Consider the following 16,720-nt stretch of genomic DNA (forward strand, 5'->3'; position numbering starts at 1 on the left):
CCGCCGCTCCGCTCTCCCCTTGATGTCAATTCGCAGCAAGACTATTCATCCAGAGGTTCCAGGGGTGGACCACCACTGCCGCCGATCGGGATAGGCGCGCATCCAGCACTGCTCTTTTTCTGTGCTGGCCAGCCCGGAAACCGATTCATGACAGCTGTTCACTCCTACCTGGATACTCTCCTGCCTTGGCTTGACGACACAGCCGAGGGTTCGCCTGCCGACACCTATCTGACGTTTCTGGCCGAGCTCCTGGAGCAGCCTGAGAGCGATGGTGACGCCATCATCCTTCCACCGCCCGCCGAAGAGACGCAGCCGGACCTCGGCATCCTCCAGAACCCGCCTGTCCAACTGGCGATGCCCTACATCTGGGGCGACCAGTTCGACAACTTTCTCGGCGAGCAAACGGTCTTTGGCGATGTCGTGATGAACAATGGCATCGACAACACCATCTACGGCTTTGCCGGAATGGACTGGATCTCAGGCGACGGGGCGGGGGTGGGCGCTGCGGATGTCACCGACGGCGGGAACGACACCATTGTGGGTGGCACCGGCATAACGATCGCGGCCGGCGATGCCCTGGGCGTCTACGGTCATGCCTTTGTTGACGGCGGGGGACACGACTCCATCAGAGGCGCCGCTGACGGCGATGCCATCGCTGGCGAGGCGCTGAGCCGCTACGGCCCCTACGCGACGTCCTACAACGGGGGCTTTGACACCATAATCGGCGGTGGCGGCGCGGACACGCTGTCCGGCGACGTGCTGGCCATGGGCGAAGAGGCCGGTGGTTGGGCCTTGGCGGTCGCGGGCGGCAACGACACTCTTATGGCAGGCATCGGCGATGACCTCGTCGCCGGCGATGTCTTGGCCCTGCAGGGCGCCAGTGCCGTGTCGTACGACGGCGGCGACGACTTCATCGACGGCGGCGCGGGCAACGACACCCTCGCCGGCGACGGCCTGGTCCTGGGGCCCGGTACGGCCACCTCCGAAAACGGCGGCGACGATACGCTGCTGGGCGGTGCGGGCGACGATCTCATGTTCGGCGATACCAACGGCAGCGAAGAGAACGGCGGCGATGATGCCCTCTTCGGTGGTGAGGGGGCCGACAGCCTCCACGGCGGCGGCGGCGAGGATCTGATCGACGGCGGGGCCGGGGTCGACCAGATCGACGGCGGTGCGGGAAGCGACCGCGTGATCTTCGATGCCGAGGATCACAATGCCGGGGCCGGAGGCACGGTCGACGGCGGCGCCGGTGTCGACACCCTGCTGGTCGACCTGTTGCCGGCCAACGACCGCGAGGACGGATCGCTCGACGGTGTCATCGACTTCTCCGCCCTCGCCGACGTCTGGTCTGGCTTCGAACGCATCGACATGACCGACTCCGCCGGCGACGACGCCATTGCGTTGGACGCCGCCGACATTGTCTCCTTGGTCGGCGACGGCGTGCTGGAGATCGCCGGCGATCTCGGCGACACGGTGGCCCTCAACAGTGGTGCTGGCGGCAACTGGGGACTGCAGGGCTCGGCCGGTGGTTTCAGCACCTATGTCAACGATGCCGGTGTTCAGGTCTCGATAGACGACGACATCACGGTGTTGCTGAACACGGCGGTTTAGCGCTTACGGTAGTGAAGGGCAGGCGCCGGGGCGGGTTTCCGTCCCGGCACTGCCGGATTCGCTTTATACCCAGCGCTTCAGGAGGTGGGACCCAGCGGCCCCGCCGACGGCTGCACCGGCTTGGGCTTGCGCGTTTCGCGGTGCAGGATATAGAGGCCGCTGGCGATCAGAATGGCTGAGCCGATCCAGACATTGGGGCCGGGCACGTCGCGCCAGATCACCCAGCCGAAGATGACGCCCCAGAGCAGAACCGAGTAGTCGAAGGGCGCAATGACCGCTGCGGGGGCGAAGCGGTAGCCCTGGGTGATCAGCATCATTCCTGCGGTCCCGATCACACCCATGAACACGAAGAGCCCGAAGTCCGCCAGACCGGGTGTCTGCCACTGGACCGGCATCATCATCGAGGTCACCCCGACGGCGATCAGGCTGGGCCAGAAGAGGATCGCCGAGGTGGTGAGGTACTTGGTCTGCTTGCGTCCGATCAGCATGGCGATGGCGTAGCTCAGCGCCGCACCCAGGGGCAGCAGCGCCTCGACACGAAAGGTGGCGGTGCCCGGCTGAACGACCACCAGCACGCCGATGAAGCCGAAGACAACGGCCGCCCAACGGCGCATGCCGACATGCTCACCCAGCACCGGCACAGACAGCGCGGTGATGAACAGCGGTGCGGCAAAGGCGATGGCAAAGGCGTCGGCCAGCGGCAGGTAGCGCAGGCCGGTGAAGAACAGAAAGGCGGCGCCCAGGTTAGCGGCGGAGCGGGCGATCAGCAGCGACGGGCGCTTCGGCCTCAGGCTGGCGAGACCGCCGCCGGCGACCAGCACAAAGGCCAGGATGGTAAGGAGACCGATGGCGTTGCGCGCCAGGATGATCTGGCTGATGGCATAGCCCGCGCCCAGGAACTTGGCACAGGCATCCATCACCGCCATGCCGAACAGGCCGATGACGGCGCAGGCAATGCCGAAACCGACCCGATCGCCGGCCGCGGGCTGTGCTGCACCCTGGCTCATACCCCTGTCTAGCCGTAGCGCTTCAGGATGTCTCCCACCATTTGCGCATAGGGGGGTCCACAGATCTGCGTGTGAACGAGCGTGGGAAAGAGGTTGTAGATGTCGCGCCGGGCTTCGCGATAGCCGGGCCGTGGCGCGTGCCGGGCCTGATAGCGCCGGTGGAAGGCCGGCCCGAAGGTGGACAGCCACTCGATATAGGCGATCTCGACCTCGGGATCGGCGAAATAGAGCGCCGGGTCGATGAAGGCGGCAACTCTGCCGCCTTTGAAGAGGACGTTGCCGGCCCAGACGTCGCCATGCACCAGTCCGGGTCGCGGCGGCTGCTCGATGAAGCGCTCCAGCCGGCCGCAGAAGGCCTCCAGCCGCCGGAAGGTCTCCACGGGCAGGCGCCCGGAGTCCATGGCGATGCGGCCCATGGTGAGCAGGCGCCGGTCGCGGTAGAAGTCGCACCAGTTCTCGGTCCAGGGGTTGGGCTGGGGCAGGGCGCCGATGACCGTGTCGCGCTCGAAGCCGAAGGCGGGGGCGGTGACGGCGTGGAGGGCGGCCAGGCAGTCGGCGGCGTGCTCCTCTGCCGCCACGCGGTCGCCTGCGCCGTCGTTCTCGACGTAATCCATCAGCAGAAGGGTTTCGGAGACGGAGTGCGTCCGCGGCACCGGCAGGGCGCTGTGTTCGGCCAGATAACCGAGCATGAAGCCCTCGACGGCGAGGCCGCCTTCCGCGGCGACCTTGGCAACCAAAGGCGCGGCGCCGTCCAGATCGACCCGCAGCACCTCCGCCACGCAGCCGCCCAACAGCGGGGTCTGCGCCGTCACGCGGCTGCCGGTCAGCGCCGCGATGCGGTCTTCGAGCGGGAGGGCGGGAGAGGGGCTAGCTGCGCCCGAGCGGGAATCCATCGCCTGCCGGATCGTTGTGTTTGCCCGAAGCGCTTCGCTTGAACGCCTCGACCCAGAGTGGCGTCACTGCCTCGATCAAGTCCAGCATGACTTCGTAGTCGGCCAGGGTTCCGTAGTAGGGGTCGGCGACTTCGCCGGTCTCTGGGCCGCCCCCTGGGCCGCCTTGCGCCAGAACGTCGAGAAACAGGGCCAGGCGGCAGCGCGCGCCCGCCGGGCAGATCTTCTGCAGCCTGCGCAGGTGGCCCCGGTCCATGGCCAGGATGAGATCGAAGTCGTGAAAGTCCCTGATCGTCAACGCCCGGGCCCGGAGCGCGCCGATGTCATAGCCGCGCGCGGCGGCGCAGACGACGGCTTCGCGCGAGGGCGCTTCGCCGACGTGGTAGTCGTCCAGGCCCGCGGAATCCAGATGAACGCGTTCATCGAGGCCGGCCTGCGTCAGGTGATGCCGCAGCAACGCCTCTGCCGTCGGCGAACGGCAGATGTTCCCCGTGCAGACGATCAGGACGCGAATTCTGTCTAAAGATGTCACAAACGAATTGGTGATGCCCCCTGCGGGCTGTTGTGATCTATCATCCGCGGATCGTGTCCGCAAGGAATCGCCGCACTCGGGGCTCCCGGACAGGCGTTTGACCCGGGGCTGGGGTTGGAGATGGAAGAGCGGCGGATTGTTATCCTAACGGGGGCGGGCATCTCCAAGGAGTCGGGCCTCGAGACCTTCCGCGACCCCGACGGCATTTGGGCCCAGGTGCGCATCGAGGACGTCGCCACCCCAGAGGCCTTTGCCCGCAACCCGGAGCGGGTGCACGCCTTCTACAATCATCGCCGGGCCGGCCTGCAGGCGGATGCCGTGCTGCCGAACGCCGCGCACGACGCTCTGGCCCGTCTTGAGCGGGACTGGCCGGGAGAAATGCTTCTGGTGACCCAGAACATCGACGACCTGCACGAGCGCGCCGGCTCCAAGGCGCTGATCCACATGCACGGCGAACTGCTGAAGGCGCGCTGCCTGGCCTGCGGTGCCGTCAGCCCCTGGCATGAACCGATGACCCTGGCCAGCCTTTGCCCTGCCTGCGGCACCGCCGGCACCCTCCGGGTGAACGTGGTCTGGTTCGGCGAGATGCCGATGGAGATGGAGCGCATCTACGACGCGCTGGGGGTCTGCGATCTCTTCGTGTCGATCGGCACCTCCGGCAACGTCTATCCGGCCTCCGGCTTCGTCGCCGAGGCGCGGAACAACGGCCGGGCGCACACGGTGGAACTGAACCTGGAACCCTCCGAAGGGCACTCGCTGTTCGACGAGGCCCACTACGGGCCGGCGACCGAGGTCGTGCCGGCCTTTGTCGAGCGGATTCTGAAAGATGGCTGGTAAGGCCAAGGTCAAAACCACGGCCAAGGCCAAGGTCTCGGGGCGGCGGAGGGCGCCTGCGCCGCCGGCCTTCGATCCAGACGCGGGCTTGGCGGGGATCGTTGCGGCGGCGCGCGCCTGCCGGGTATGCGCCGCGCATCTGCCGCTGGGGCCGCGCCCGGTGCTGCGCGCCGAAGCGGCGGCGCGGCTGATGATCATCGGCCAGGCGCCGGGCACAAGGGTGCACGAGACCGGCATCCCCTGGAACGACCGCTCCGGCCTGCGCCTGCGCGACTGGCTGGCGATGGAGGAGGCGGTCTTCTACGACGCCGCGCGCGTGGCCATCGTGCCCATGGGCTTCTGCTACCCCGGCGTCGATGCCAAGGGCGGCGACAAGCCGCCGCGCCCGGAGTGCGCGCCGCTCTGGCATCCTCCCCTGCGCGCGGCGCTGCCGGAGGTGGAGCTGACGCTGCTGGTCGGCATGTACGCCCAGGCAAAGTACCTCGGCAAGCAGCGGCAGAAGACGCTGACCGAGACGGTGCGCCACTGGCGCGACTACCTGCCGGACTTCCTGCCGCTGCCGCACCCGAGCTGGCGCAACACCGCCTGGCTGAAGAAGAACCCCTGGTTCGAAAGCGAGCTGCTGCCGGAGCTGCGCAAGCGGGTCGGCAAGCTGATCTGAAACCGCGCCTTCAGCCCCACCTTCAGCCCCACCTTCAGCCCCACCTTCAGCCCCTGCGGGTCACGCGGTAGGCACAGCGCCGGGCGCCGGCCAGGATGTGGTCCGTGCGCTCGACCGTCACCCCGTCGCCCAGGGCCGCGCGGAAAACCTCCAGCTCCGACTTGCAGAGCTCGGCACAGGCTGCGGCCGCCGAGCAGACCGGGCAGTGGTTTTCGATGAAGAGATAGCCCTCTGCGGTTTTCTCGACGGCGGCCATGTAGCCTTCCTCGCTGCGGATCTCGGCCAGGGCGCGCAGCTTTCCGGCAAGGCTCCGCTGACGGTCGATGCGCGCGCCGTAGGCGGCGATCTGCTCCTGGGCGCGCACCGCCAGCAGCTTCTCCAGGCCCTTGGCGCCGAAGGCCTGCTTCATGGAGTCGATCAGACCGAGGGTCAGCTCCGCGTGACCGTCGGGAAAGAAGCGGTCCGCCGCCGGCGTCAGCGCCCAGAGCTTCGCCGGGCGCCCGAGCGGCCGCGCCTCGGCGGCATGGTCGACCAGACCCTCGGCCTCCAACTCGTAGAGGTGCTGGCGCACGGCCATGGCGGAAATGCCGAGCCCCTCGGCCAGGTGCGCGGCGTCCTGCGGGCCCTGTTGTTTCAGGGCGTCGATGATGGCGCGCCGGCTGCGCTTGTTGCCGGTCTTGGGTTTGGAACCGGTTCTGGGTTTGGTCGCGGTTTTTGGCATGACAATTACCTAAAGTTTTTTCTTGAGAAAAGCAAGGGCGGTGCCTAGAGTGTTTCTCAAGAAAAACCTTTCGAATATCGGCCCACCGAGGATCAGGAGATTGCCCGATGAGCGCGCTCGCTGCCGACACCCCCGCGACCGAAGATCGAAGCAAGCCCGCAGGTGAGGGCGCGCCCGGCAACCGCATCAGAGTCGGCACGCTGGCGGAGCTGCGGGCCAAGGGCCGGCATCTCTTGAAGACCGGCAGCAAGCAGATCGCCGTCTTCGCCAACGAGAGCGGCGTCTACGCCTGCAACAACCGCTGCCCGCACGAGGGTTTTCCCCTGATGGAAGGCAAACTCACCCAGCGTGCGGATGGCGAGGGCTGCATCCTTACCTGCAACTGGCACAACTGGAAATTCGATCTGGAGGGCGGCGAGACCCTGGTGGGCGGCGACACGCTGCGGCGCTACCCGGTGGAGATCGTCGACGGGGAGGTCTGGCTCGACCTCAGCGATCCGCCGCTGGAGGAACGCCGGGCCGCCGCGCTGGAGAGTCTGCGCCGTTCCTTCCGGCGTCACGAGTACACCCGCATGGCGCGGGAGCTGTCGCGCCTGCAGCAGGCCAAGGCCGATCCGCTGGACGGGCTGCGCGGCGCGCTGGACTGGACCGCCGACCGCTTCGAGTTCGGCACCACCCATGCCCACGCCGCCGCGCCCGACTGGCTGGCCCTGCGCGACGATCTGGCCGCCAGCGAGCCGGAGCGCCTGGTGCCGCTGCTGGAGGTCGTCGGCCACCTGGCCTGGGACTCCCTGCGTGAGCCCAGCTACCCCTTCCCGACGGAGAGCCGGCCCTACGATCCGGCGTCGCTCGTGGCCGCCATCGAGGCGGAGGATGAGGCGGCGGCCATCGCGCTGCTGCGCGGTGCCCTCGGCAAGGGGCTCGGTTTCCGCGACCTGGAGGCGCCGCTGGCCGAAGCCGCCCTGGCCCACTACCAGGACTTCGGCCATGCCGCGATCTACGTCTACAAGACCGGCCAGTTGATCGACCGGCTGGGCCCGTCCAGCGCCGAGCCGCTGCTCTGCAACCTCGTGCGCTCCCTGGTCTATGCGACGCGCGAAGACCTGATCCCGGAGTTCCGCGCCTATGGCGAGGCGCTGTCGGCCTGGGATGGGAAAGGCGGCGAGCCGGTGACGGCGGAGGATCTGCGCCGGCTTTCCGTGCCCAAGGTGATGCGGCGGATCCTGCGGTCCTCGGGCGACCGCAAGGCGCTCTACGATGCGCTGGTGGGGGCCGCCGCCGCCGACTTCCTGCAGTTCGACCTGCCGGTGGCCGATGCCACCGACCGGGGCGTTTCCCACAACGTCGGCTGGCTGGACTTCACCCACGCGATCACCTTCAGCAACGCGGTGCGGGTGCTCTGCAGCCGCCACCCAGGGCTCTGGCCCCAGGGGCTGTTGCAGATCGGCTGCTTCGTCGGCCGCAACGCGGCCTACGTCGACCGCAGCTACGACGCCGGCCGCTGGCGGGTCGACGATCCGGACGCGTTCTTCGAGCGCGAGATGCGCGCCCTCTTCGACCATGCGCAGTCGGAGTACATCGTCTCCGTCCACCTGGTGAAGCTGCTCTCGGCAGCCAGGGAGGAGATTACCGCCGATCCGGCGGCGCCCTGGACGGCGGATATGCTGGCTGCAGTCAACCGCTTCCTGCACGAACCGCTGAAGCGCAAGCACAGCATGCGCACGGCCCAGCAGGCCCTGGGGTTCGTCGCTGCCGAGACCTGATCCAGACGGGTGAGCATCGCGGGGACCCTGCAACCCGCGCTCTCCCCCTCACCCTCCCGCCCGCTGTGCGTTTGGGGGCGGGCTCTTCCCTCTCCCCGTCTCGACGAAAGATCCGGGGAGGGGGTTCTTTTTCCGGCGCCTGACGCCGGCGCTTCGGCGCCGCCCCGTATGGTCAGGCGCTTGCCGCAAAAGGAAAACGGCCCGTCCGTCAGGCGGGCCGTTTGGCTGTCGATCGGGGGCGTGCCGTCAGGAACTGGAGGCTGAGGGAAAGCGCTCGATGTGCTCCATGTCGTCGTCGGAGAAGCCGAAGTGGTGGCCGATCTCGTGGATCAGCACATGCTTGACCACGTCGGCCAGGTCCTCGCCGCTGTCGCACCAGTAATCCAGGATCGGCCGGCGATAGAGGAAGATCATGTCCATGTCTTCCGGCGAATCCATGGAGGACTTCATCAGCAGGTTGGTACCCCGGTAGAGCCCCAGCAGGTCGAAAGGCGATTCGCAATCCATCTCCTCCAACGTCTCGTCGTCGGGGAAGTCCAGGACATGGATCACCACGTTGCCCAGCGCATCGCGCAGATCTGCGGGGATGGTGGCATAGGCCTCGCGGGCCAGGGCCTCCAGGTGCTGGGTCTCGGGCGGGGTGGTGTAGCGCCCGATGTCGTGCAAGCGTGCCATAACGGTTCCTATAGCCTCTCTCTTGGGGTCACCCTAGCCTGCCTTGACCGGGAGTCCAAGCAGAGTCACTTTCGATTAACCTTAACCCGGCCAACTTTTTCGTGGGGAGCCAGATCATGGTCGAGAAGCTAAGCCAGGAGCAGCGGGCCTCTCTGCCGGAGGTGCTGCCCGGTTGGGTTCCGGTCGAGGGCCGTGATGCCCTGAAAAAGACATTCCAGTTCAAGTCCTTTAACCAAGCCTGGGGCTTCATGAACCGGGTCGCCCTGGCGGCCGAGAAACTCAACCATCACCCGGAATGGTTCAACGTCTACAATCGTGTGGAGATCACCCTGACCACCCACGACTGCGGCGGCCTCTCCGAACTCGACGTCACGCTGGCCAAGCGCATCGAGACCTACGCGGGCTAGGCCGGCACCGAAAGCGCGCGTCCCCCTCACCCTCCCGCTTCGCGGGCCCCTCCCTCTCCCACGAAGGGGAGAGGGAACAGAGGGAAAACGATACCCTGCATCATTGTCCCTCTCCCCTGGTGGGAGAGGGTTGCGCAGCCTTGGTGAGATCAGAGATCGAACCTAGGCGAAGCTGGGTGAGGGGGAAGATCCGATGCTGTCTCGGATCGCTCTGCCAACGCTCCCCGCCAAACCCCCTACTGCATGCGCATGGCGCCATCCAGGCGGATGGTGTCGGCGTTCAGCATGGTGTTGTCGCAGATGTGCAGCACCAGGCGCGCGAACTCGCCCGGGTGGCCGAAGCGGTGCGGGAAGGGCACCTGCCCCGCCAGGTTGTCCTGCACCTCCTGGGGCATGTTCAGCAGCAGCGGGGTGCCGATCAGACCGGGGGCGATGGTCAGCACGCGCACGCCGTTCTTGGCGAACTCCCGCGCCGCCGGCAGCATCATGCCGTTGATCCCGGCCTTGGAGGCGGCGTAGGCGACCTGGCCGAGCTGGCCTTCCACCGCGGCGATGGAGGCGGTGGAGATCACCACGCCGCGCTCGCAGTCTTCGTTCACCGGCTCGCCGCCCAGCATCTCCGCGGCGGCCAGGCGCAGCAGGTTGAAGCTGCCGATCAGGTTGACCTTGATGACGTTTTCGAAGAACTCCAGGGGCATCGGCCCGTCGCGCCCGACGATGCGCTTGGCCGGCGCGATGCCGGCGCAGTTCACCAGCACCCGGCAGGGTCCGTGGGCCTCGCGCGCCTGGGCCATGGCGGCCTCCGCGCCCTCGGCGCTGGCGACGTCGCAGGCCAGGCCCAGGCCGCCGATCTCTTTCGCCACGGCCTCGGCAGCCTCGCCGTTCAGGTCCAACGCCGTCACCTTGGCCCCGGCCTTGGCCAGATGGCGCGCCGTCTCCGCGCCCAGACCCGATCCGCCGCCGGTGACCACCGCGGCCAGCCCCTTTACGTCCATTAACACTGTCCCCCTGAGCTTGAATTCGCCTGAACTCGGTTTGCGAGCGCGCGCTCTATAGCAGAGCGCCCCGCCCCTGACGAGCCCCACCTGACGAGCCCCACCTGACGAGCCCCACCTGCCGGGACCCTGGCGCGGCCCGTTAGAAAACGAAGTCCGGGCTGCGGACCCTGGCGCTCAGGGAAATCAGCCGTCGATACTGTGCCAGCCCCGCAGCAGACGGCCGCTGTCCCGCTCGAGGACGAAGAGGTTGCCGCCGCCGCTGCCCGGCTGGTCGTGGGCGCGGCCGATGGCCTTGCCGCTGAAATGGGCCAGCGCCAGAGCACCGACCCCGCCATGGGCAATCACGGCGATGTTGCCCGGGGTCTTCTCCCCGGCGCGGATCCGCTCGATCGCTCCAACGACCCGGGCCTGGGCGTCCACCGCCCGTTCCCAGCCCTCGATGCTGGTCTCCGGCTCGGCGAAGAAGCGCTCGACCACCGGCCAGAAGGCATCCGGCGGCAGGAAACCGGTGGCCGAGCGGTCGTTCTCGTGCAGGTCCGGCTCCACCTGCGGCGTCAGGCCCAGGGTCCGGCCCAGGATCGCCGCCCCGTCGCGGGCCTTGCGCTCGGCGCTGGACCGGACCGCGGTCACGCCGGCCACGGCCGGGCTTTCGGCAAAGGCAGTCATGCGGGCGACGCCGGTTTCGGAGAGCGGCCAGTCCGGCACCGGGACATCCGGGTCGATGACCACCTCGGGGTGGGTGATGAACAGGATCCGCGCCACGAAGACTCCTCCCTCAGCGTCTTGCAAGGCTGCCGAGGCCGGCCAAGGCCAGCAGCAGCCAGCCGGCCATCAGCGCAAAGCCGCCGGCCGGTGGCAGCGGTAGGGTGGTCTCGGCCAGGCCGAGCGCTCTCAGGTAGAGCGTCCCGCTGAACAGCGCCATGCCGGCGATCAGCGCCACGGCGGCCAGGGCCGCGCGCCCGGCCGCCCCCGGGGCCAGGCTGCCGACCAGCGCCGCGAGGCCCAGCGGTGCGAGATGCAGGAAGTGAAAGCGCAGCGCCGTGTCGAAGAGCCCGGCGGCATAGGCATCGGCGAAGGCGGCCCCGTGGCTGCCATAGGCGCCCAGCGCCACCGCCCCGGCCCCCAGCAGCCCGAAGACGATCCAGAGAAGACGCATCATCATGGCTGCAAGGGCGCTCCGGCGCGCGTTTGTTGGGGAGTGTCGGCTAAGCTTATCGATAGACTGCTGACAGTTTATTCCGAGGACATGGTTTACACATCTGGTATTTGGGGAGCCCCCGAATGCCCCGGAAAGAGAGTAAACCGATGGATTTTGGTGAGGTCAGACGTGGCCAGCCCCTGAGGCGGTGCCCCATGGAGACCAAGGACAAACACTCGGCCTACTGCGTGCTTTACCGCCGCCGGAGTCGGCGGAGCGTCGAGTCGCTGGCGCTGGAGGCCTTTCTGGTGGCCTAGGTGCTAGAGCCGAGAAGCCACGAAGCTGTGGTGGCGGCAGCAGAAGCCTCGATATCGTACCGCTGGTACTTTTTCGCGTTCCATACCGCGAACTCGAGCTCTTCATCCGTGATGTTGTTGTAGATCGTCACTACATCGGAAGGACCTGCGGTACTGGTGCCGGTAGTGATGATCTGCGGCATCGGTATACGACCTAGGTCACCAGCATTGCAGCGGTCCCCTACGCATGTCCCGTAGGCCCAGCCAGCGCCAACCAAACCAACGGTCATAGCGCCTGCGCAAGCCCATTTTCCGCAGACCCGGCAGTAGCTTGGCCATTTCGAACCAATGTCAGCCATCTCTGTCTCCTTACACGAAGCACCGCCTACAACATATGTGGGCGACCGCCGCCGCTGGGTCAAGATCTGGTGTCGTGGGGCTTCAGGGATCCGCATTTAGGGTTGCCCCGCCGCCGCGCAAAGGCGGTGCTGTACCAGCCCGCCGTCGGCGGAACACGCGCCGAAGAAGTCCACAAATGACGGGCCGAAGCGATCTATGTTGTTGGGGGTGGCGTGGTGACCCCGGCAGGATTCGAACCTGCGACCTACAGATTAGGAATCTGCCGCTCTATCCGGCTGAGCTACGGGGCCACGCAGCGACCGCTCCCGGCGCCCGGGAACGCGCCCCAGAGATAGGCCAAAGCGGCGCTTTAGGCAATGCAGGCCGCGGAGCAATGGATTTACCGGCCCTTCGTCCACTCATGCTTCGAGACGCCCCAGACACTCCATGGGGCTCCTCAGCATGAGGTCTATCTCGGCCTCACCCTGAGGAGGCCTGAAAGGCCGTCTCGAAGGGTGAACCCTCCTGTCTACTCCATGCCTTTGAAGCGCTCGGTGGCGGCGACCAGGGCGCGGCGGATGCCGGGCTCCATGGCCGAGTGGCCGGCGTCGGGCACCACCAGGTAGTCGGCCTCCGGCCAGGCGCGGTGCAGGGTATCGGCCGTTGCGATGGGGCAGACGAGGTCGTAGCGCCCCTGGATGATGATCGCCGGGACGTTGCGGATGCGGTTCAGCCCGTCCAGCAGGGCGTTCTCGGCCAGGAAAATGTGGTTGTCGAAGTAGTGCGCCTCGATGCGCGACAGGCCCAGCGCGTGGCGCTCCTCCCCGAAGGCCGCCACAGTCTGCGGGTTGGGCAGCAGGGTGGAGCAGCTGCCCTCGTAGATGCTCCAGGCCCGCGCCGCCGGCAGGTGCACCTTGGGATCGGGGTCGTTGAGGCGCTTGCGGTAGGCCGCCAGCAGGTCGTGGCGCTCGCTCTCCGGCACCGCCCCGGCGAAGTTGCGCCAGTTCTCCGGGAAGACCTTGCCCATGCCGTAGAGGAACCAGTCGATCTCCGGCTGGCTGCCCAGGAAGATGCCGCGCACGATCAGCGCGGAAACCCGCTCCGGATGGGCCTGGGCATAGGCGAGCGACAGGGTCGAGCCCCAGGACCCGCCGAAGACATGCCAGCGCATGATGCCCAGGTGGTCGCGCAGCCGTTCGATATCGGCGATCAGGTGCTGGGTGGTGTTGTCGGTCAGTTCGCCCAGCGGCGTCGAGCGCCCGGCGCCGCGCTGGTCGAAGACGACGATGCGGTAGTGGCGCGGATCGAAGAAACGCCGGTGATCCGGCCCGGCGCCGGCTCCCGGCCCGCCATGCAGGAAGACGATGGGCCGGCCGTTGGGATTGCCCGAGACCTCCCAGTACATGCTGTGCGTCTCGTCAAGCTGGAGCCGCCCGGTCTGATAGGGCTCGATGAGCGAGAACATGTCCTGCGCCAGCATGCGCCCAGCCTTTTCCTTGTCGTCCGCCTTGTCGTCGGCTTTGTTTGCGCCTGGTCCCGGCCTTGAAGCGGCCGGCGTTTCCTGAGGATCCCCAACGGAAACCCCCACCGGGGCACCGCTGCTGAGGGCCGCCATCGTCTTATCGCAGGCGGCAGGGGCCCGCCACCCCAAATAAGGGCCAGTCGGCCCGCGGTTCAACCCGCCCCGGATAAGCCGTCTCCGGGGCAGACACGCCGCGGCCGCCTTGTGCGCGACCGCGCCGGACCTGTAAGACTGGCGGCAATGCTTTGGTTCTGGCGCATCCGCACTGCAGCGCAGCCGCCTCGTCTTCGCCCCCGCGGAAGGCGCGCGAGCCTATGGCTGGCCAGAGTGTTGACTGCAGGTCTGCTCGCCGGGTTCGGTACAATCGCCGGCGCGCAACCGCCGAGGCCGGTCGACCAACTGACGCTCGGCGCGCCCGGCGAGGTCACGGCGATCGTCGACGGCGACACCCTGATGCTGGCCGACGGGCGCGAGGTGCGACTGGTCGGCATCCAGGCCCCGAAACTGCCCCTCGGCCGGGCCGGCTTCAAGCCCTGGCCGCTGGCGGAGGAGGCCAAGGCGCTCTTGGCGGCGCTGACCCTGGGCAAGACCGTGACGCCGGGCTTCGGCGGGCGGCGCGGCGACCGTCATGGCCGCGTTCTGGCGCACCTTTTCGATGCCGAGGGACGTTGGATCCAGGGCGCCATCCTCGAGGCCGGCCTCGCCCGCGTGTACAGCTTCGACGACAACCGCAGACTGATCGCCGAGATGCTGGCCGTGGAGCGCCGGGCGCGGGACGCGCGCCGTGGCATCTGGGCGCTGGACTACTACGCTTTGCGTAGCGCGGACCAGGCCGGGCGCTGGCTCGGCGGCTTCGAACTGGTGGAGGGCCGCGTGCTCTCGGTGGGGCTCGTGCGGCGGCGCGCCTACCTCAACTTCGGGGCCGACTGGCGCAGCGACTTCACCGTCGCCCTGGATCCCGCGGCGCGGCGGCTCTTCGAGGCCGAAGGGATTGATCTGAAAGACTACGAGGGCCGGCTGTTGCGGGTGCGGGGCTGGCTAAAATCCCGCAATGGCCCCATGATCGAGGCGACGCATCCCGAGCAGATCGAGCTGTTGGAGGAATGATGTCCGGAGCTTTGTCTTGGTTAGGTTGGTCGACGCCGCCCTTCCTGAAGCGCAGTCTTCGGGGATTGGTCTTCGTGCTGGCCGTGCTGCCGCTGGTCGCCGCCTGCGCGACGGCGCCGGGAACCGGGCGGACCATCTTTACCGGGGGCCTGAGCGAACAGGGCGAGGCAGACCTGGGCCGCCAGGAACACCCGAAGGTGATGGCCCAGTTCGGCGGTGCCTACGAGGACCCGGCGCTCAACGCCTACGTCTCCTCGGTGGGCAATCTCCTGGTGCAGACCTCCGAGCTTCCGGATCTGAAGTTTACCTTCACGATCCTCGACTCGCCGGTCGTCAATGCCTTCGCCCTGCCCGGCGGCTATGTCTACGTCACCCGCGGGCTGCTGGCCCTGGCGGAGAACGAGGCGGAGATGGCGGGGGTCCTGGCCCATGAGATCGGTCATGTCACTGCCCGCCACTCGGCGGAACGCTACGGACAGACCATGGCGGCCAATGTCGCAGGCCTCGGCCTGGGCGTGCTGCTCGGCGGACCGGCGGCGCAGGCCGGCGGCACGCTCGGTGCACTTCTGGTGCGCAGCTACTCGCGCGAGCAGGAGTTCGAGGCCGACATGCTGGGCGGCCGCTACCTGGGTCGGGCGCGTTACGACACCGGGGCCATGGCCGGCTTCCTCAGCCAACTGCAGGCCCACGCGCGCCTGGAGGCGGAGCTGGCCGGCCAGCCGGAGAAGGCCGATGCCTTCAACATCATGCAGACCCACCCGCGCACGGCCGACCGCATCAACCGGGCGCTGGCGCAGGCCGGGGCCAATGTGGTGGACGACCCCATCGTCGCCCAGGACATCTACTTCGACAAAATCGACGGCATGCCCTATGGCGACAAGCCGGAGGAGGGCTTCATCCGCGGGCGCAGCTTCGCCCATCCGATTCTGAAGTTCGCCTTCGAGGTTCCGGAGGGCTTCCGGCTCTACAATCAGGCGCAGCGCGTGCTGGCGCTGAGCGGCGACCGCAAGGCGGCCATCCAGTTCGACCGCGGCCCCAAGGACTACCGCGGCTCCATGACCGACTATCTGACACGATCCTGGGGCGCCAGGACCCAGCTGACCGGCGTCGAAGCGATCACGGTCAACGGCCTGGAGGCGGCGACCGGCCAGGTTGCCAATGCCAGGAACGGTGACCTGCGTCTGCTGGCGATCCGCTACGACGCCACGACGATCTACCGCTTCATCTTTCAGTCCGCTTCCGAACGCACGGCCTCGCTGAACCGGCCGTTCCGCGAGACCACCTACAGCTTCCGCAAGCTGAGCGATGGGGAGGCCGCAGCCCTGAAGCCCCATCGTGTGCGGATCTACCAGGTGAAGGCGGGCGATACACCCACCAGCATTGCCGCACGCATGCCTTTTGCCGAAGCCAAGCTGAAGCGCTTTCTCGTGCTGAACGGCTTCGAAGAGAATGTCACGCTGCGCGTCGGCCAGCGCGTAAAGATCATCAGTGAGTAGGCAAAGGCCATGACATCGATTCCCGATCCCGGGACCCCAACCCAGCCGTTGCCCGACGCCCTGCCGGCTGCTCCTGCGGGCAATGGCGCGCCGCCAAGCCGGCGGCGCTGGCGGCCGACCATCGCCGCGGTGCTGAGTGTCGGTTTCGGCCTGTTGGTCCTGGTCGCCGTTTCCCTGGTGATGTGGGTTTCGCTCAGCACGGCGGGGAAGAACACCATGTCCCTGCTGCGCCAGACAGCGGAACTGACGGTCGAGAGTCTGATCGGCGAGATCGGCTTCTATCTGGGCGCTGCGCGCCAGCAATCCGAGTTCCTGGCCGGTGTCGTTGCCCGCGGCGAGGTCGACGTCGAAGATCGCCAGGCGCTGGGCGACGCCATGATGGGGGCGCTTGCGGCCGCGCCACAGGTCACCGGCATCGGCTACTTCTCCGCCGAGGGCTGGTCGCTGAGAGTCGGGCGGGGGGAAGGGGGTGTGATGCGCCTCTACGACGAGGTCGAACCGGATCCCTCCATCCGCGAGATGGTTTTGAATGCCGCCGAAGACACGGACACGTTTTGGGGCGGCGTGCACTGGGTGCCCTCCCTGGAAGAGCCGCATCTGACGGTGACGACGCCGCTGTTTCGTGAGGGGCGCTATCTCGGCGTCGTTTCCTCCGTGGTCTCCGTGCAGGTGCTCTCGGACTCCGTTCAGGACTTCGAGATCCAGAGCGGTCTGCACGCCTTC

The 16,720-nt window shown here is 67.6% G+C and carries 17 protein-coding genes, 1 tRNA gene and 1 pseudogene; 8 read left to right on the top strand and 11 right to left on the bottom strand.

The genetic code is table 11. The features are described from left to right. The first annotated feature begins 147 nt into the window (after positions 1–147). A complete protein-coding gene (locus tag Q0982_RS23270; protein ID WP_299400311.1) occupies positions 148–1,611 on the top strand; it encodes a calcium-binding protein in 1,464 nt (487 codons plus the stop codon). Between the two features lie 77 nt (positions 1,612–1,688). Here the strand turns inward: Q0982_RS23270 and Q0982_RS23275 are convergent, their stop codons facing one another. Genes Q0982_RS23275 through Q0982_RS23285 form a run of 3 tightly spaced genes read right to left on the bottom strand, consistent with a single transcriptional unit; the run spans position 1,689 to position 4,040 of the window. Then, positions 1,689–2,618: a DMT family transporter gene (locus Q0982_RS23275; RefSeq protein ID WP_299400313.1), complete on the bottom strand. Its 930-nt coding sequence runs from the start codon at positions 2,616–2,618 to the stop codon at positions 1,689–1,691. Positions 2,619–2,626: 8 nt separating this feature from the next. Next, the gene (locus Q0982_RS23280) at positions 2,627–3,511 is read right to left on the bottom strand and encodes a fructosamine kinase family protein (RefSeq protein WP_299400315.1); all 885 of its coding nucleotides are present in this window, start codon (positions 3,509–3,511) and stop codon (positions 2,627–2,629) included. Further along, positions 3,486–4,040, bottom strand: a complete 555-nt coding sequence (locus Q0982_RS23285; RefSeq protein ID WP_299400317.1) for a low molecular weight protein-tyrosine-phosphatase — start codon at positions 4,038–4,040, stop codon at positions 3,486–3,488. Before Q0982_RS23285 ends, Q0982_RS23280 begins: the two co-directional genes overlap by 26 nt. 120 nt (positions 4,041–4,160) lie before the next feature. Here Q0982_RS23285 and cobB point away from each other — a divergent pair, with 120 nt between their 5' ends. Further along, the gene (gene cobB, locus Q0982_RS23290) at positions 4,161–4,877 is read left to right on the top strand and encodes a Sir2 family NAD+-dependent deacetylase (protein WP_299400318.1); all 717 of its coding nucleotides are present in this window, start codon (positions 4,161–4,163) and stop codon (positions 4,875–4,877) included. Then, positions 4,867–5,535: a uracil-DNA glycosylase family protein gene (locus Q0982_RS23295; protein WP_299400320.1), complete on the top strand. Its 669-nt coding sequence runs from the start codon at positions 4,867–4,869 to the stop codon at positions 5,533–5,535. The genes cobB and Q0982_RS23295 overlap by 11 nt, the downstream gene beginning before the upstream one ends. A gap of 46 nt (positions 5,536–5,581) precedes the next feature. Here the strand turns inward: Q0982_RS23295 and Q0982_RS23300 are convergent, their stop codons facing one another. Next, a complete protein-coding gene (locus tag Q0982_RS23300; RefSeq protein ID WP_299400322.1) occupies positions 5,582–6,256 on the bottom strand; it encodes a metalloregulator ArsR/SmtB family transcription factor in 675 nt (224 codons plus the stop codon). Between the two features lie 107 nt (positions 6,257–6,363). Here Q0982_RS23300 and Q0982_RS23305 point away from each other — a divergent pair, with 107 nt between their 5' ends. Beyond that, positions 6,364–8,019: a Rieske 2Fe-2S domain-containing protein gene (locus Q0982_RS23305; protein WP_299400324.1), complete on the top strand. Its 1,656-nt coding sequence runs from the start codon at positions 6,364–6,366 to the stop codon at positions 8,017–8,019. 246 nt (positions 8,020–8,265) lie between these two features. Here Q0982_RS23305 and Q0982_RS23310 read toward each other — a convergent pair whose 3' ends face one another. Continuing rightward, a complete protein-coding gene (locus Q0982_RS23310; protein WP_299400326.1) occupies positions 8,266–8,694 on the bottom strand; it encodes a metallopeptidase family protein in 429 nt (142 codons plus the stop codon). Positions 8,695–8,810: 116 nt separating this feature from the next. Here Q0982_RS23310 and Q0982_RS23315 point away from each other — a divergent pair, with 116 nt between their 5' ends. Then, positions 8,811–9,101, top strand: coding sequence for a 4a-hydroxytetrahydrobiopterin dehydratase (locus tag Q0982_RS23315; protein WP_299400328.1), 291 nt, complete (start codon positions 8,811–8,813; stop codon positions 9,099–9,101). A 236-nt stretch (positions 9,102–9,337) separates the two neighbouring features. On the opposite strand, the gene Q0982_RS23320 is transcribed toward Q0982_RS23315, so the two are convergent. The 6 genes from Q0982_RS23320 to pip all read right to left on the bottom strand — a co-directional run bounded on the left by Q0982_RS23320 (position 9,338) and on the right by pip (position 13,352). Then, positions 9,338–10,096: an SDR family NAD(P)-dependent oxidoreductase gene (locus Q0982_RS23320; RefSeq protein ID WP_299400330.1), complete on the bottom strand. Its 759-nt coding sequence runs from the start codon at positions 10,094–10,096 to the stop codon at positions 9,338–9,340. A 186-nt stretch (positions 10,097–10,282) separates the two neighbouring features. Continuing rightward, entirely contained in the window at positions 10,283–10,861 is a 579-nt protein-coding gene (locus Q0982_RS23325) for a histidine phosphatase family protein (RefSeq protein ID WP_299400333.1), read from the bottom strand. 13 nt (positions 10,862–10,874) lie between these two features. After that, positions 10,875–11,261, bottom strand: a complete 387-nt coding sequence (locus tag Q0982_RS23330) for a DUF423 domain-containing protein (RefSeq protein WP_299400335.1) — start codon at positions 11,259–11,261, stop codon at positions 10,875–10,877. 289 nt (positions 11,262–11,550) lie between these two features. Beyond that, positions 11,551–11,736, bottom strand: coding sequence for a hypothetical protein (locus Q0982_RS23335; RefSeq protein ID WP_299400337.1), 186 nt, complete (start codon positions 11,734–11,736; stop codon positions 11,551–11,553). Between the two features lie 370 nt (positions 11,737–12,106). Further along, positions 12,107–12,183, bottom strand: a tRNA-Arg gene (locus Q0982_RS23340). A gap of 218 nt (positions 12,184–12,401) precedes the next feature. Further along, complete coding sequence (pip, locus tag Q0982_RS23345) at positions 12,402–13,352, bottom strand: prolyl aminopeptidase (RefSeq protein WP_299400338.1); 951 nt, start codon at positions 13,350–13,352, stop codon at positions 12,402–12,404. A 369-nt stretch (positions 13,353–13,721) separates the two neighbouring features. Between pip and Q0982_RS23350 the strand changes: the two genes are divergently transcribed. From Q0982_RS23350 to Q0982_RS23360, 3 genes and pseudogenes are all read left to right on the top strand, one after another. Further along, positions 13,722–14,501, top strand: a complete 780-nt coding sequence (locus Q0982_RS23350; RefSeq protein ID WP_322097099.1) for a thermonuclease family protein — start codon at positions 13,722–13,724, stop codon at positions 14,499–14,501. Positions 14,502–14,512: 11 nt separating this feature from the next. Further along, positions 14,513–15,997 (top strand): M48 family metalloprotease, encoded by a 1,485-nt coding sequence (locus Q0982_RS23355; protein WP_299400342.1) that lies wholly within the window; start codon positions 14,513–14,515, stop codon positions 15,995–15,997. Between the two features lie 9 nt (positions 15,998–16,006). Next, positions 16,007–16,720: pseudogene (locus Q0982_RS23360) on the top strand (hypothetical protein); the annotation flags it as partial.

Source organism: Pelagibius sp. (genome assembly GCF_028281305.1).
Lineage (GTDB): Bacteria > Pseudomonadota > Alphaproteobacteria > Kiloniellales > Kiloniellaceae > Pelagibius.

Coding starts and splice junctions, on each gene's coding strand:
- pip (WP_299400338.1), bottom strand. CDS start 13,352: ATGCTGGCGCAGGACATGTTCTCGCTCATCGAGCCCTATCAGACCGGG.
- Q0982_RS23295 (WP_299400320.1), top strand. CDS start 4,867: ATGGCTGGTAAGGCCAAGGTCAAAACCACGGCCAAGGCCAAGGTCTCG.
- Q0982_RS23315 (WP_299400328.1), top strand. CDS start 8,811: ATGGTCGAGAAGCTAAGCCAGGAGCAGCGGGCCTCTCTGCCGGAGGTG.
- Q0982_RS23275 (WP_299400313.1), bottom strand. CDS start 2,618: ATGAGCCAGGGTGCAGCACAGCCCGCGGCCGGCGATCGGGTCGGTTTC.
- Q0982_RS23310 (WP_299400326.1), bottom strand. CDS start 8,694: ATGGCACGCTTGCACGACATCGGGCGCTACACCACCCCGCCCGAGACC.
- Q0982_RS23320 (WP_299400330.1), bottom strand. CDS start 10,096: ATGGACGTAAAGGGGCTGGCCGCGGTGGTCACCGGCGGCGGATCGGGT.
- Q0982_RS23330 (WP_299400335.1), bottom strand. CDS start 11,261: ATGATGATGCGTCTTCTCTGGATCGTCTTCGGGCTGCTGGGGGCCGGG.
- Q0982_RS23300 (WP_299400322.1), bottom strand. CDS start 6,256: ATGCCAAAAACCGCGACCAAACCCAGAACCGGTTCCAAACCCAAGACC.
- Q0982_RS23270 (WP_299400311.1), top strand. CDS start 148: ATGACAGCTGTTCACTCCTACCTGGATACTCTCCTGCCTTGGCTTGAC.
- Q0982_RS23335 (WP_299400337.1), bottom strand. CDS start 11,736: ATGCCGCAGATCATCACTACCGGCACCAGTACCGCAGGTCCTTCCGAT.
- Q0982_RS23280 (WP_299400315.1), bottom strand. CDS start 3,511: ATGGATTCCCGCTCGGGCGCAGCTAGCCCCTCTCCCGCCCTCCCGCTC.
- cobB (WP_299400318.1), top strand. CDS start 4,161: ATGGAAGAGCGGCGGATTGTTATCCTAACGGGGGCGGGCATCTCCAAG.
- Q0982_RS23305 (WP_299400324.1), top strand. CDS start 6,364: ATGAGCGCGCTCGCTGCCGACACCCCCGCGACCGAAGATCGAAGCAAG.